Source organism: Methylobacterium sp. TK26 (assembly GCF_055361565.1).
Genome location: NZ_CM143965.1, coordinates 2283351 through 2298230 on the forward strand (window position 1 = coordinate 2283351; position 14880 = coordinate 2298230).

Consider the following 14880-nt stretch of genomic DNA (forward strand, 5'->3'; position numbering starts at 1 on the left):
GAGTGAGCGTACGGTCACAGCGGAAGGCTGCCTCTGGCGTCGAGCCCCTCGCGGATGGCGCGCTTGGTGATCTTGCCGTAGCCGGATTTCGGCAACTCGTTCCAGAAGAAGATACGCTTCGGCAGCTTGTAGCGCGCCACCTCGGCCGAGAGCCATGCGATCAACGCAGCCTCGTCCACCGCCTCGCCGGGCCGCAGGACGCAGACCGCGACGCCGACCTCGCCCCAGGTCGCATCCGGCACGCCGAGGATCGCGGCCTCGGCGATGGCCGGGTGCTTCAGGAGCTTCTCCTCGGTCTCGCGCGGATACACGTTCGAGCCGCCGGAGATGTACATGTCCGAGGCGCGGCCGGTGATGAACAGGAAGCCCTCGTCATCAAGGTGGCCGAGATCGCCCGTGCGGAACCAGCCATCGCGAAAAGCCTCAGCATTGGCTTTCGGGTTGTCGTAATAGCCCGCGAATACCGCCGGGCCGCAGACACAGATTTCCCCAGTCTCTCCCGCCGGGAGCGAGCGGCCTTCCATGTTCTGAATATCGACCTGCATCCCCGTCCGTTCGAAGCCGCAGGTGCCGACCTTCACCGCCGGCCCATCCTCGGCGGCGTGGAGGCGCGGGGGCAGGACGGTGATGTTGCCCGTCACCTCGCCGAGGCCGAAATACTGCACCAGCACCGGGCCGATGGCCTTCAGCGCCCGCTTCTGGTCCTCCCGGTACATCGGCGCACCGGCATAGATGACGTGGCGCAGGCTCGAATGGTCGTGCTGCGAAACGGACGGATGCTCGGTCAGCAGCTTCACGATGGTCGGCACCGTGAACATGTTGGCGATGCGCCATTCCTCGACCAGCGCCCAGACCTCCACCGGGTCGAGCCGGTCGCCCGCCGTCAGCACCGTCGTCGCCCCGGCGGCGGCCTGCGCCAGTTGGTGGATGCCGGCGCCGTGCGAGAGCGGCGCCACCACGAGGGAGGTGTCGCCCTCCTGCGTGCCCGGCATCAGATCGCAGAGATGGTTGGTGATGACGAAGCCCATCTGGCCATGCGTCAGCACCGCCGCCTTGGGCCGCCCGGTCGTGCCGGAGGTGAAGAAGAACCAGCACGGATCGTCGTGCTCGACATCGGCCGTGGGGGCGGCCTGCCCCGCATGGTCCGCGACGAGGGCGTCGTAATTCTCTCCGAAAGTCGCCCCGCCGATCTCGACCACGATGTCGATGGCGGGGCACTCGGCCCGGATGGAAGCGGCGTGCTCGGGGAAGACGCTGCCGCAGATCATCGCGCGGGCGCCGCTCGCCTTGGCGAGATAGGCGACCTCTGCCGGCGTCTGCCGGTAGTTCGTCGGCACCCAGACGGCGCCGAGCCGGAAGCAGACGAACATCGATTCGAACAACTGGTGGCAGTTGCGCGACTGCACCAGCACCCGGTCGCCCTTCACCACGCCGCGCCGCGCGAGTGCGGCGGCCATGGCATCGACGCGGGAATCGAGGTCCGCCCATGTCCAGCGGCGTTCGGCCTGGACGAGGCCGAGGCCGTCGCGCAGGCGACGGCCGTTCTTGCGAAGGACATGGGCGAGGTTCATCACCCGCCGCGTGCAGGGGGCGACCCCGCCGCGCGGCGCGGTGGCCTCCATCAGGCGAGCTTCCCCGTATACTTCTCGAGGATCGACCAGCCTTCCTCACCGTAGCGGCTCTTCCACTCGGTGTAGAAGCCCGCCTTGCGCAGCTTGTCACGGAAGGGGGCCGGGTCCGGCTTGTTGAACGCCAGGCCGTTCTTGGTCAGCTCGTCCTGAAGGTTGGCGTTGAGCTTGGCGACGTCCTCGCGCTCCTTCATGCCGGCGGCGTTGATATGCTTGGCCACCATCTCGCGCAGGTCGGCGGGAAGCCTCTCGAAGGCGCGGCGGTTGGCCAGGAACCAGTATCCGTCCCACATGTGGTTGGTGAGCGAGCAGTACTTCTGCACCTCGTAGAACTTGGTGGTGGAGATCACCGCCAGCGGGTTCTCCTGGCCTTCCACGATCTTGGTCTGAAGCGCGGAGTAGGTCTCGTTCAAGTTGATCGAGGTCGGCGCCGCATCGAACGCCTTGAACATCGAGGTCCAGAGCGGCGACACCGGCACGCGGATCTTGAAGCTCTTGAAGTCGTCCGGCACGGCGATGGGCCGGGTCGAGGAAGTGGTCTGCCGGTAGCCGTTGTCCCAGATCTTCTCCATGGCGATGAGGTTTGCCTTGGCGATCTGCCCGCGCACCCAGGCGCCGAGTTCGCCGTCCATCGCCGCCCAGACCTTGTCGTAATCGGGGAAGGCGTAGCCGATGCCGTTGATCGAGGCGTTCGGTACGAGCGTCGAGAGGATGAGCGGCGACATCGTGAAGAACTCGACGCCGCCGTTGCGCAGCTGGCTCAACGTGTCGGTATCGGAGCCGAGCTGGCTGGTCGGGAAGATCTTCAGATCGAACCGGCCGCCGCTCTCGGTGCGCAGGGCTTCCGCCATCTCCCGGGCGCGCACGTTCATCGGGTGCGTGTCGGGCAGGTTGTTCGCGTATTTGTAGGTGAACTCGGCTCGCTGGGCGCGGGCGACGTGGGGCGCGGCGACTCCGGCGAGCACAGCGGTGGAACCGGCCGACAGGATGCGGCGGCGGGTGAAAAGCATGGCGGACGCCTTCCCGGTGGGGGCTTCGAACGAGCCCGGCATTTCCTCGTGGCCCACGGGTGAACCCCGCGGATTTTGTATGCGAAGTCATCGATAGCTTCGGTCGGGGTCGTGTCAACGGCCAAGACTCACGAAGCGCCGGCCGCCCACGGCCGTTGTCAGCCGGCGCGGATCGGGCCACCCTCGGGGCGGATCGCGCAGGGAATCGCGGCCGATGGGGAGAGGGTGTCATGGCGCGACCACTCGGGCATTTCATCGAGACGCGCGACAGCCTCGTGACCGACGCCATCGACGGGCTGCTGGCCGCGCGGGGCGGCGCGCTGGCCCGGCTCGACGGCTATCCCGACATCCGCGTCGTGGTCCGGGCCGAGCGCGATCCCAACAAGGTCGCCATCATCTCCGGCGGGGGCTCGGGACATGAGCCCACCCATGCCGGGTTCGTCGGCGAAGGGCTGCTCGACGCGGCGGTGTGCGGCGATGTCTTCGCCTCGCCCTCGGCCGATGCGGTGCTGGCGGGCATCCTCGCGGTGGGCGGCCCGGCGGGCTGCCTCGTGGTGGTGAAGAACTACGCGGGCGACCGGCTCAATTTCGGCCTCGCCGCCGAGCGGGCACGGGGCCTCGGCATCGCGGTCGAGACCGTGCTGGTGGCTGACGACATCGCCCTGCCGGAGGCCAAGCAGCCGCGCGGCATCGCCGGCACGTTGTTCGTCCACAAGGTCGCGGGCCATGCCGCCGCCGCCGGATTGCCCCTCGCGGAGGTCGCGGAGCGGGCACGGAAGGCGGCCTCGGTCGCGCGGTCCCTCGGCATCGCCGTCTCCACCGCGACCATTCCCGGCTCGCACAGGGCCGAGCGCATGGCGGAGGGGCAGGCGGAACTCGGGCTCGGCATCCATGGCGAGCCGGGCGTCGAACGCCTCGCCCTGCCGCAGGCCTCGGAGCTGGCGCGGATCATGACCGAGCGCCTTGCGCCGACGCTTCCGAAGGATGGGCCGCTGGCGCTGCTCGTCAACAACCTCGGCGCGACGACCGCACTCGAAATGCAGGTCCTGACCCGCGCCGTGCTCGCCACCGATCTCGGCCAGCGGGTGCGGCTGCTGCTCGGACCGGCGCCGGCCATGACCGCGCTCGACATGCACGGTGCCTCGCTGAGCTTCCTTCCCCTCGACGGAACGATGGAGGAGGCCCTGCTCGCTCCGGAGCCCATACCGTCCTGGCCGGCGGCGGTGACGGTGGTGGCGCCCATGGTGAAGCCGCTTCCCGGCGGGCTCGAAGGCGAGCGCTTCACGCCCTCGCAGAATGCCCTCGCCGCCGGGCGGATCGCGGCGGTGGCGAAGGCGCTGATCGCGGCCGAGGCCGACCTCAACGCCCTGGACGCAAAGGTCGGCGACGGCGACACCGGCACTACCTTCGCGGGCGCTGCCCGCGCCGTGCTGGCCGATCTCGACCGGCTGCCGCAAGCCGATCCGCCCGCCCTCGCCCGCGCCCTGGCCGAACGGGTCGGCCGCGCGGCCGGCGGGTCGAGCGGCGTCCTCGCCTCGATCTTCTTCGCCGCCGCCGGGGCGTCCCTCGCAGCGGGAGAAGGCTGGCCGGATGCCCTGGCGGAGGGCATTGCGCGGGTGCGGGCCTATGGCGGCGCCGGCTCCGGCGACCGGACCCTGCTCGACGCCCTGATTCCCGCCATCGAAGCCCTGAGATCGGGCGATCTCGCGGGCGCGGCGTCGGCTGCCCGCGAGGGCGCCCGCGCCACCGCCGGCATGGGCCGCGCCGCGACCGGGCGGTCGAGCTACCTCGCGGCGGGCGATCTGCAGGGCGTCGAGGATCCCGGCGCGGCGGCCATCGCCCTCGCCTTCGCCGCTCTCATCTGAAAGCCGACGATGCCCACCTGTCTGATCCTCGACGACTACCAGAACGCCGCCCTCGGGCTCGCCGAATGGGGGCGCCTCGACGGCATCGGTGTCTCCACCGTCACGGAGTATATTGGTGAACGCGAGGCCCTGGTGGCGCGGATCGCGGAGGCCGAGATCCTCGTCATCATGCGCGAGCGTACGCCCTTCCCGGCGGATCTGCTGGCGCGTCTGCCGAAGCTGAAGCTCCTCATCACCAGCGGGATGCGCAACGCCTCCATCGACCTTGCGGCGGCGAAGGCGCGGGGCATCACCGTCTGCGGCACGGAGTCGAGCCCGACGCCGCCCACCGAACTGACCTGGGCGCTGATCCTCGGCCTAGCCCGGCACCTGCCGAAGGAAGTCGCGAACATCCGTGGCGGCGGATGGCAGACCAGCATCGGCGCCGACCTGTCCGGCGCGACGCTCGGCATCATCGGCCTCGGCAAGATCGGCGCGCTCGTCGCGCGGGTCGGTCAGGCCTTCGGCATGAACGTGCTCGCCTGGAGCCCGAACCTTACGGCGGAGCGCGCCGAGGCGGCCGGCGCGACGCTGGCGCCGTCCAAGGAAGCCCTCTGCGAGGTCGCCGACTTCCTCACCCTGCACCTCGTGCTGAGCGAGCGCAGCCGGGGCATCGTCGGAGAGGCCGAGTTGCGGCGGATGCGCCGAAGCGCCTACCTCGTCAACACGTCCCGCGCGGGGCTCGTGGATCAGGCCGCACTGCTTCGCGCGCTGGAGGAAGGCTGGATCGCGGGCGCCGGGCTCGACGTGTTCGACACCGAGCCCCTGCCCTCCGACAGCCCGTTCCGCCGCCTGCCGAACGTCCTCGCCCTGCCCCATCTCGGCTACGTGTCGCAGGCGAACTACGCGCGCTTCTTCACGCAAGCCGTCGAGGATATCGCGGCGTGGCAGGCCGGCAGCCCGATCCGGCAGCTCGGCTGACCCCTCAGGCGGCGCGGGGGTCGAGGGCGTCGGCGAGGCCGTCGCCCAGGAGGTTCAGCGAGACCAGCGTCGCGATGAGGAAGAAGGCCGGCGCCGCGAGCATGTGCGGCGCGGCCTCGATGGCGCGGGCGCCTTCCGCGATGAGTACGCCCCAACTCGTCTGCGGCTCCTGCACGCCGAGGCCGAGGAAAGACAGGAAGCTTTCCAACAGGATCACGCGAGGCACGAGGAGCGTCGCCGCGACGGCCACCGGCCCCAGCGTGTTCGGCACGATGTGCCGGAGCACGATGCCCCCCGCCGACAGGCCGAGCGCGCGGGCAGCGCGGACGAAATCGCGCTCGCGCAGGGAGAGGGTCTGCGCGCGGACGATCCGCGCCATGTCGAGCCATTCCACGGCGGCGATGGCGAGCAGCATCAGCACGAGGCTCGCCCGGAAGAACACCAGCAGCAGGATGACGAAGAACACGAAGGGCAGCGCATAAAGCGCATCGACCGCGCGCATCATCGCGGCATCGATCGCCCCGCCGGCATAGCCCGCCGCCGCACCGTAGCCGACGCCGATCAGCAGCGCCACCAGCGTCGCCGTGAGGCCCACCGCCAGGGAAACGCGCCCCGCCACGAGGCTGCGCGTGAGCAGGTCGCGTCCATGCACGTCGGTGCCGAGGAGAAAGCGCAGGTGGCGAATCGGCACGTCGAGGACGAGGCGGCGCCCGTCCTCCTCCTCCGCCACCACCGCCGGAGGGCGGAACAGGTCGGAGCGCGGCAGGTAGACGAGGCTGCGCCGGTCGATGGGTTGGTCCGCCGCCAGGGTGAGGCGCAATCGGTCGCCCGCGCGTTCGGAGGCGGCGACGCGGGCCCGCATGCGGAACGCGATCCGTTGCAGGGCGGGCTTCAGATGCGCGTCGTCCGGTTGCGCCGTCAGCCCGGCGGGCAATTGGCGCAGGTCCGGGTAGAAGCGGTCGGGTTCGTGGCCGGTGAAGGCGGGGCCGAGGAGGCAAGCGAGCGCCAGCAATCCCAGAACGACGAGGGAGACGACGACGCTCCGCGCGCGGGCCAGCCGCCGGATCATGGTCCCGCCCGCAGGCGCGGATCGAGCCACGCGCAGGCGAGGTCTGCGGCAAGGTTCAGGACGATGACCAGGACCGCCACCAGCAACACCACGCCCATCACGAGCGTGTAGTCGCGGTTGACGGCGCCCTCGACGAAGTATCGCCCGATGCCGGGCAGGCCGAAGATCGTTTCCACCACCACCGAGCCGGTCAGCAGGGCGGCGGCGAGCGGGCCGAGATAGGCCACCACCGGCAGCAGCGCTCCGCGCAGGGCGTGGCGCGTCACCAGGGCGGGCGGCAGGCCGAAGGCGCGCATGGTCCGCACCGGCTGGGTGCGCAGCACCTCCCCGAGGGATGCGCGGGTCAAGCGCGCCAGCGCCCCGACCTGCGGCAGGGCCAGGGTGACGACGGGCAGGATGAGATGGCGCGGATCGCCCTCCTCCCATCCGCTCAGCGGAAGCCAGCGCAGCGTGAGCCCGAAGGCGATCTGCAGGAGGGGCGCGACGACAAAGCTCGGCAGCGAGAGGGTGAGCGCTGCGCCGAGCCCGATGGCCCGGTCGATCCATCCGTCCCGCCGCAACGCCGCGACGCAGCCGAGCCCGATGCCGAAGACACAGGCGACGACGAGGGCCAGGGCGCCGAGCGTCGCCGAAACCGGCAGGCCCCGCGCGATCAACCCGGCGACGCTCATGTCGCGGAACGAGAAGGACGGCCCGAGATCACCCCGCGCCAGCGCCGCGAGATAGCTGCCGAACTGCGCGATCAGCGGCCGATCCAGCCCGTAGACCTTGCGCAGGTTCTCCATCGCGGCCGGCGAGAGCGGGCGTTCGAGGTCGAACGGCCCGCCCGGCGCAAGGCGCATCAGGAAGAAGCTCAGCGCCACCACCGCGAGCAGCGTCGGCACCCCCTGCCCCAGCCGCCGCAGGACGAGGCCGATCATGCGGTCAGCCTCAGGTAGCGGGTCGGCGCGGCGTTGCGCAGGTTCGGGTGGTAGCCCCGGAGGCGCGGCGAGATCAGCGCCTTGGTCCGGTAATGCATCAGCGGAATCCAGGGCAGTTCGCGCAGCGCGATCTCCTCGGCCCGGTACATCAGGTCGGCCCGCCGCGCGAGGTCGCGCTCGCGGGCGCCCTGCTTCAGCAGCGCATCGTAATCCGGGTTCGACCAGCGGCCGGCATTGAAGCCGTCATTGCCGGTCTGGAGCAGGAACAGGAAGTTCTGCGGGTCCGAGTAATCGGCGATCCACGACATGCGGGCGATGTCGAAATCGCCGCCGTCGCGCAGATAGGCGAAGTGGGTCTTCGCATCGGTGTAGACGAAGCGCGTCACGATGCCGAGGTCGCGCCACATCTCCGCGAGCGCCACCGCCGTGTTGCGGTTGTTGTCGCTCATGTTGAAGCGGTACTCGACCTTGAGCGGATTGCTCTTCGGATCGAACCCGGCGGCGGTGAGGAGGGCGCGAGCCTCCTCCTCGTGGTCGATGGGCAGGCCCATGCGTCCGGCCGTCTCCGGCGGCGTGCGGTAATGGTCGAGCCCCTCCGGGCAGAGGGAATAGGCCGGGCTCATCGTGTCGCCGAACAGCGCCTGGGCGAGGTAGTCCCGGTCGATCACCAAAGAGAGGGCGCGGCGCACCCGGACGTCCGAGAACGGCGCCTTGCGGGTGTTGATGGCGAGCGCCGCGAGGCCGAGCGCCGGGCCGAGCACCACCTGCGGTCCGAACCGGTCCTGAAGCGCCACCATCTGGTCGCCCGGCAGGTCGGACAGGGAATCGATCTCCCCGGCGGCGTAGCGGCGCACGGCGCCCGACAGATCCGGCGTCGGCAGAAAGGCGACCCGGCGGATCGCCGCCGAAGCGGCCTCCGGGTGATGCGGGTTCACTTCCAGAAGGATGCGGTCCCCCGGCACGTTGTCGAGCAGCCGGTAGGGCCCGTTCGTCACGAGGTTGCCCGGCCGGGTGAAGGATTCGCCGTGCTGCGCCACCGAGGCGGCGTGGACGGGCGCCGCCGTCTGATGGGTGACGAGTTCGAGGAAGTACGGCGTCGGCTCTTCGAGCCTGATCTCGACCGTCGCCGGGTCGGGCGACGAGACGCCGAGGGTCTCCACGGGCTTCTCGCCGCGATTGATCGCGGCCGCTCCGGCGATGGGAAACAGCACCTCGGCGTATTTGGCACCCGTGGCCGGGTCCATGATCCGCCGGAGCGAATAGACGAAATCCGCCGCCGTCACCGGCTCGCCGTTCGACCAGCGCCCGTCCGGACGCAGGGTGAAGCGATAGGTCGTGCCGTCCTCCGAGACGGTCCATGCCTTCGCCGCGCCGGGTACGATGGCGCCGCGATTGTCGTAGGTGAGCAGCCCGTCGCAGAGGTCGCGCAGGATATGCGCCTCCGCGACCGTGGAGGACTTGTGCGGATCGAGGGTTTCCGGGTCGGCGTCGTTGCCGCGCCGGTAGAGCGGATCCCCGGCGGCCGCGACACCGGACGTGGCTGCGAGCGCGGCGGCGCCGGCGAGCCAGTCCCGCCGACGCAGGCGCATTAGGCGCCGGTCTCGGCCACGAGCCCGGCGGCCTCGATCCCGGCGACGGCACAAATCTCGTCGTTGTCGGAGGTGTCGCCCGAGATGCCGACCGCGCCGAGCAACCGCCCGTCCTTGCCCCGGATCAGGACGCCGCCGGGAACGGGCACAAGGGCGTCGGGCCCGGCGAGGTGGCTGATCGCGGCCACGAAATAGGGCTGCGCCTCGGCGCGGGCATGGATGGCCCGCGAGCCCATGCCGAGGGCCAGCGATCCGTTGGCCTTGCCGCAGGCGACCTCGGCGCGACGCAGGGAGGCGCCGTCCTCGACCTCGACGCAGCGGAGCGCGCCGCGCGCATCGTAGACCACCACCGCCATGGGCTTCAGGTGCCGCTCACGCGCGGTGCGCAGGGCCGTCGCCACGACGATGCGGGCGGCCTCCAGGGTCAGATCGATCATCGGTGCTTCGCGTTCAGGCTGAGGGGGACAGGCGTTCGAACGCGATTGTGGCCACCTGCGCCAGGATCTCAAGCCGCCGGACGGTGGATTCGTCGGGCTCTATATACGCGCACCAATAGGCGCCGAGCGCCGCGACGGGTTCCGGGGAGCCCATCGGCACCATGGCGAGGCTGCGCATCGACGTGCGCCGGTAGGCGATCTGCGGCACCCGCGGGTCGCTTTCGAGATCGGGAATGACCGCCGTGCGCGCGTTCAGCATCGCCCAGCCCGAGACGCATTCGGTCATGGGAAACCGTGCGCCGCGCCACAGGGGCTCGATGGCGTCCTCGGCGGCGTAATGGCAGAGATCGCCTTCCCGCAGTACCACCGCGATTCCATCGGAGCCGACGATATCGCGGGCCGTCCGGCAGAGAACCGCAACGATCTCGTCCACCGAGCGCGCGGCCGCCAGCGACTTGGCCGCCTCGGCCAGCCGGACTCCATGATCGTCATCGTATTCGGTCGTCAGTAGCATCCGTCAAGTCTCGCGATGAACCATCGCTCGAGGGGGATGAGCCAACCCCACATCGATCCAATAGGAGAATGAACGAGGCCGGAAAGGCGTTCCACCGCTACGCTATCATGCGTGGTGGCGAGGCAGCGAAGCCGCAGAGCCGCCGCCCACGGTGGAAACCACTCAGAGGAAATGGCCCCGCGCCTGAACCACCCGTGAATCGCCCACGCGACGTGCGGCGACGCACCTAAGCGGCTGCTGCACTGCAACGCCGCGGACGTTCCGGCGAATTGATTGGAGAAGACACACGTTCGTAGGAGTTCGCCGTGAGAGTGCTGATCGCCGCCACGCCCTTGACCGGGCACGTCAACCCGCTGCTGGCCATCGGCCGGCTGCTGTCGGCCCGGGGAGACAGCGTCACCGTCCTCACTGATCCCGCCTTCGCGGACAAGGTGACGGAGGCGGGCCTGCGCTTCGCGCCCTACGACGATCACGGCTCGGCCGGCTATCTCGAACCGAACCTGCCGCCCGGCCCGGAGCGCTGGACGAACGAGTTCGACCGCCGGTTCATCGCGCCGATGCCCGCTCAGGCCGGGCGCCTCCGCGAGTTGATCGCCAGCGATGCGCCCGACGTGATCGTGGCGGGCAGCATGTTCCTCGGGGTGCTGCCGCTCCTCCTCGATACGAAGCCCCGGCCGCCGATCGTCGTCGTGAACATCAGCATCCTGTTCCTCGACAGGCCGGATGGCGCGCCCATCGGGATGGGCCTGCCCCCCGCCCGCGACGAGGCGGGATTCGCCCGCTACGCGCAGCTGAAGGCCGGCATGGACGCGGCCTTCGTCGGCCCTGTGCGGGCGCGCGCCGACCGGCGCCTCGCCGAACTCGGTCTGCCGGGCCTGCCGGCCTCGCTCACCCAGTCCATCGCCATCCTGCCGGATGCCTTCCTCCAGCCGAGCGTGCCGGAATTCGAATACGATTTCGGTTCGCCGCCGGAGGCGCTGCGCTTCGTCGGCCTTCTGCCCATGGCGCGGACGAACGCCTCGGTGCCGGAATGGTGGCCGTCGCGGGACCGGAGCAAGCGGATCGTGCTGGTGACGCAGGGCACCCTGGCCAACGCGGAGTTCGGACAGGTCGTGGAGCCCGCCCTCGAGGCCTTGGCACACCGGGACGACCTGCTCGTCATCGCCACGACCGGCGGTCGTCCGGTCTCGGCCCTCACCGTTCCGGTCCCAGCCAATGCCCGCGTGGAGCGCTTCCTGCCCTTCGGCGAGATCCTTCCGGAGATCGACCTCCTCGTCACCAACGGCGGATACGGCAGCGTCTGTCAGGCGCTCTCGGCCGGCATCCCCATCGTCTCGGCGGGTTTGAGCGAGGACAAGGCGGAAGTCTCCGCCCGCATCGGCTGGTCCGGGGCGGGCATCAACCTCGCCACCAATACGCCCACCGTCGCGGCCCTGCGCAAGGCGGTTGAGACCGCCCTATCCGATCCGCGCTACCGGGACCGAGCCGGGATCATCGCCGAAGCCTTCGCCCGGCGTGATGCGGGGCGCGAGATCCTGGCCGCCATCGACGGACTCGTCCGTATCCCCGAAACGTTCGGAGCGTGATCCCGGCGGCCGGGCGACACGTCGCTTGGCCGCGGGAACAGGAGCGCCTGCCCCCGGTTCGCCCTTCGAACGGGACGGACAGGAGAGCGGAACATGGCGCAGGTGCGCGGATCGACGGTCGTCATCACGGGAGCGTCGAGCGGCATCGGACGCGCCGCCGCGTGGGCCTTCGCCGAGCGGGGCGCCCGTGTCGTCCTGGCCGCGCGCCGCGCCGAAGTCCTCGAAGACCTCGCGCGGCAAATCCGCGAGGAGGGCGGCGAGGCCCTCGCCATTCCCACCGACGTAACCGACCCGAAAGCCGTCGAGGCGCTGGCCGAGGGGGCGGTGCGTCGGTTCGGCAAGATCGACGTCTGGATCAACAACGCGGGCGCGGGCGTGTTCGGGCCGCTGCTCGACGCGCCGCTCGATCTCCACCGCGAGACCATCGCGATCAACCTGCTCGGCGCCATCCACGGCGCCTACACGGTGCTGCCACATTTCCAGCGGCGGGGACGCGGTACACTCATCAACACCGTCTCGATGGGTGGCTGGGCGCCGACGCCCTTCGCGGCGGCCTACACGGCAAGCAAGTTCGGTCTGCGCGGCTTCTCGGCGAGCCTCCGGCAGGAACTCGCCCGGCACAAACACATCCATGTCTGCGGCGTCTTCCCCGCCATCGTGGACACGCCCGGCCTTGAACACGGGGCGAACGTGTCCGGCAAGATTCTCAACCCCGGACATTTCTACTATGCCCCGGAGGATGTGGCCGACGCCTATGTCCGGCTCGTCCACCATCCGCGTCACGAGGTGGCGGTGGGCTGGCCGGCGCGTCTCGCCCAGGCGGGCTACGCCCTGGCCCCCGGCCTGACGGAGCGCATGATGGGCGCGGGCTTCCGCTTCGCCCTGGACCGCGCCGATCCGGGGCCGCGCACCCACGGCGCGCTGAAGGAGCCGATCCCGCAGGGCACGAGCGCCGATGGCGGCTGGCGCAAGCGCAAGGGCGTGCCCTCCGCCGGGACGATGAGCACCGGCCTCGTGGTGGCGGGTGTCGGCGCGGCGGCGCTGCTTGGTCTCGCCCTCGGCACGCGCAGACCACGACAGTACTGAACGATGGATTGGCTTGGTGCGGGGCACCATTCATCGAGGCCTAGGCGGCAGACCGACCTGCCGTCCTCAACGCCTGCCGCAATCCAGCCAGAAGTGGATGCGGTTTAAGATTATTGGAATGTCCGTGAGAAGTCTTGGTGGGCGCACTAGGGTTCGAACCTAGGACCCGCTGATTAAGAGTCAGCTGCTCTACCAACTGAGCTATGCGCCCGATCACTAAGTGATCGCCCCCGCCGGCCACCAAGTCCGTCTGGGGTGCCGGGCTGATACCAATGCCACCGGGGGCTGTCCACCCCCGGCGGCGATTTTTTCTCACTCGGCCGCAGCGTGCTGTGCATGGAGCCGCACGGCCTGGGCCGAGAGCTTGTTCAACGCCGACAGGTAGGCCTTCGCCGAAGCGACCAGCGTGTCCGGATCGGCGCCGCGCGCGGTGATGCTGCGGTCGCCGTCGCGCAGGCGCACCGTCACCTCCGCCTGGGCGTCGGTGCCGCCGGTCACGGCGTGAACGTCGTAGAGGTCGAGTTGCGCCTCGTGCGGGACCAGCGCGCGGATCGCGTTGAACACCGCGTCCACTGGCCCGTTGCCGTCCGCTTCCTCGATCCGCGAGCCGGCCTCGTCCTGGATGCGCAGGGTCGCCCGCTGCGGCCCGCGCGTGCCCGCGATGACCGACAGGGAGACCAGCCGGATCCGGTCCTGCGCCGTGGCGAGGTTCTCGTCCACCAGGGCCTCGATGTCCTCGTCGTAGACGTGCTTCTTCCGGTCGGCCAATGCCTTGAAGCGCTCGAACGCGTCCTGGAACTGGTTGTCGGACAGGTGCAGGCCGAGATCGTCCAGCTTGGAGCGGAAGGCCGCCCGGCCGGAATGCTTGCCCATGACGAGGGAGGTCTTGGTGAGGCCGACCGAGGCCGGCGTCATGATCTCGTAGGTCTCGGAATTCTTCAGCATCCCATCCTGGTGGATGCCGCTCTCATGGGCGAAGGCGTTGCGGCCGACGATGGCCTTGTTGAACTGCACCGGGAAGTTCGTGGCATGGCTCACGAGCTTCGAGGCGCGGGTCAGCATCTGCGATTCGATGCCCGTCTCGTAGGGCATGACATCGCCGCGGGTGCGGATCGCCATCACGATCTCTTCGAGCGCCGCGTTGCCCGCGCGCTCGCCGATGCCGTTGATGGTGCATTCCACCTGCCGGGCGCCGCCCTCGATGCCCGCCAGCGAGTTCGCGATGGCGAGGCCGAGGTCGTTGTGGCAGTGCACGGAGAAGATCGCCTTGTCGGCGTTCGGCACGCGCTCGCGTACGGCCCGGAACATCTCCCGGTACTCGGCGGGCGTGGCGTAGCCCACCGTGTCTGGCAGGTTGATCGTGGTGGCGCCCGCCTTGATCGCCGCCTCGACGCAGCGGCATAGGTAGTCGATGGGCGTGCGGGTCGCGTCCATGGCCGACCATTCCACGTCCTCCACGAGGTCGCGGGCCTGGGCCACGGTCTTCAGGATGATCTCCACCACCTCGTCCTGCGTCTTACGCATCTGGTGCGCGAGGTGGATCGGCGAGGTCGAGACGAAGGTGTGGATGCGTCCGCGCTGGGCGTGCCGCACCGCCTCGCCCGCCCGGGCGATGTCGGCGGTGATGGCGCGGGCCAGCCCGGCGATGGTCGCGCGCTTGGTGCGGCGGGCGATCTCGGACACGGCCTCGAAATCGCCGATGGAGGCGATGGGGAAGCCGGCCTCGATGATGTCGACGCCCATCGTGTCAAGCAATTCGGCCACCGCGAGCTTCTCATCGAAGGTCATGGTCGCGCCGGGGCATTGCTCGCCGTCGCGCAAGGTCGTGTCAAAGATCAGCACGCGGTCACGGGTGCCGGTCGTCTGGGTCGGGGATTGGGTGCTCATGGTATCGCCTTCTTGAACCCTGTCGCGCTCCGCCCGGGCTGCTGGCCGGAGGCGGGATATGCCCTCGTCGGGCGGTTATTCGCGAAACAAACTCCCCTAAGGGCCCAGGCGCACGCCCGGACGGCCCTCAGGGGCGGGTAAGCAGAAGGTCGAGAAGGAGGACCGGGCGCGCGCGCGACAGCAGGGCCACGTGAGCGGCACCGGCAATCTCGGACGCTGAGCCGGCGCTGGCCAAGGCTCGTCTCTCCTCATGGGTCGCGCAGTCGAAGCCGCGCGTCAGGCGCGAAGAGGTACATCCGCACCGTTCGAAACTCAAGGGCACCACGGGC

At 69.9% G+C, this 14880-nt stretch carries 12 protein-coding genes and 1 tRNA gene; 4 read left to right on the forward strand and 9 right to left on the reverse strand.

Annotation, left to right across the window (positions count from 1 at the left end):
* Positions 1–14 precede the first annotated feature (14 nt).
* Both ACXJ1Y_RS10955 and ACXJ1Y_RS10960 read right to left on the reverse strand, forming a co-directional pair.
* Positions 15–1622 (reverse strand): acyl-CoA synthetase, encoded by a 1608-nt coding sequence (locus tag ACXJ1Y_RS10955; RefSeq protein WP_463846317.1) that lies wholly within the window; start codon positions 1620–1622, stop codon positions 15–17.
* Positions 1622–2638 (reverse strand): TRAP transporter substrate-binding protein, encoded by a 1017-nt coding sequence (locus ACXJ1Y_RS10960; protein ID WP_463846318.1) that lies wholly within the window; start codon positions 2636–2638, stop codon positions 1622–1624. The genes ACXJ1Y_RS10955 and ACXJ1Y_RS10960 overlap by 1 nt, the downstream gene beginning before the upstream one ends.
* A 230-nt stretch (positions 2639–2868) precedes the next feature.
* Between ACXJ1Y_RS10960 and ACXJ1Y_RS10965 the strand changes: the two genes are divergently transcribed.
* Both ACXJ1Y_RS10965 and ACXJ1Y_RS10970 read left to right on the forward strand, forming a co-directional pair.
* Positions 2869–4503: a dihydroxyacetone kinase subunit DhaK gene (locus ACXJ1Y_RS10965; RefSeq protein ID WP_463846319.1), complete on the forward strand. Its 1635-nt coding sequence runs from the start codon at positions 2869–2871 to the stop codon at positions 4501–4503.
* 9 nt (positions 4504–4512) lie between these two features.
* Positions 4513–5463 carry a D-2-hydroxyacid dehydrogenase family protein gene (locus ACXJ1Y_RS10970; protein ID WP_463846320.1) on the forward strand — a complete coding sequence of 317 codons (951 nt, stop codon included), beginning with the start codon at positions 4513–4515 and terminating at the stop codon, positions 5461–5463.
* 4 nt (positions 5464–5467) lie between these two features.
* Here ACXJ1Y_RS10970 and ACXJ1Y_RS10975 read toward each other — a convergent pair whose 3' ends face one another.
* The 5 genes from ACXJ1Y_RS10975 to ACXJ1Y_RS10995 are packed head-to-tail and all read right to left on the reverse strand — an operon-like array spanning position 5468 to position 9992.
* Complete coding sequence (locus ACXJ1Y_RS10975) at positions 5468–6532, reverse strand: ABC transporter permease (RefSeq protein ID WP_463846321.1); 1065 nt, start codon at positions 6530–6532, stop codon at positions 5468–5470.
* Complete coding sequence (locus ACXJ1Y_RS10980; protein WP_463846322.1) at positions 6529–7452, reverse strand: ABC transporter permease; 924 nt, start codon at positions 7450–7452, stop codon at positions 6529–6531. Before ACXJ1Y_RS10980 ends, ACXJ1Y_RS10975 begins: the two co-directional genes overlap by 4 nt.
* A complete protein-coding gene (locus ACXJ1Y_RS10985) occupies positions 7449–9041 on the reverse strand; it encodes a peptide ABC transporter substrate-binding protein (protein WP_463846323.1) in 1593 nt (530 codons plus the stop codon). Before ACXJ1Y_RS10985 ends, ACXJ1Y_RS10980 begins: the two co-directional genes overlap by 4 nt.
* Positions 9041–9478 carry a GlcG/HbpS family heme-binding protein gene (locus ACXJ1Y_RS10990; RefSeq protein ID WP_342165718.1) on the reverse strand — a complete coding sequence of 146 codons (438 nt, stop codon included), beginning with the start codon at positions 9476–9478 and terminating at the stop codon, positions 9041–9043. The genes ACXJ1Y_RS10985 and ACXJ1Y_RS10990 overlap by 1 nt, the downstream gene beginning before the upstream one ends.
* 13 nt (positions 9479–9491) lie before the next feature.
* A complete protein-coding gene (locus ACXJ1Y_RS10995) occupies positions 9492–9992 on the reverse strand; it encodes a GAF domain-containing protein (RefSeq protein WP_463846324.1) in 501 nt (166 codons plus the stop codon).
* A 305-nt stretch (positions 9993–10297) separates the two neighbouring features.
* Between ACXJ1Y_RS10995 and ACXJ1Y_RS11000 the strand changes: the two genes are divergently transcribed.
* Both ACXJ1Y_RS11000 and ACXJ1Y_RS11005 read left to right on the forward strand, forming a co-directional pair.
* Entirely contained in the window at positions 10298–11578 is a 1281-nt protein-coding gene (locus ACXJ1Y_RS11000; protein WP_463846325.1) for a glycosyltransferase, read from the forward strand.
* A gap of 93 nt (positions 11579–11671) precedes the next feature.
* Positions 11672–12664, forward strand: a complete 993-nt coding sequence (locus ACXJ1Y_RS11005; RefSeq protein WP_463846326.1) for an SDR family oxidoreductase — start codon at positions 11672–11674, stop codon at positions 12662–12664.
* Between the two features lie 135 nt (positions 12665–12799).
* Here ACXJ1Y_RS11005 and ACXJ1Y_RS11010 read toward each other — a convergent pair.
* Positions 12800–12875: transfer RNA gene (locus ACXJ1Y_RS11010), tRNA-Lys, on the reverse strand.
* Between the two features lie 101 nt (positions 12876–12976).
* Positions 12977–14551, reverse strand: a complete 1575-nt coding sequence (locus ACXJ1Y_RS11015; protein WP_463846327.1) for a 2-isopropylmalate synthase — start codon at positions 14549–14551, stop codon at positions 12977–12979.
* Between the last annotated feature and the right edge of the window lie 329 nt (positions 14552–14880).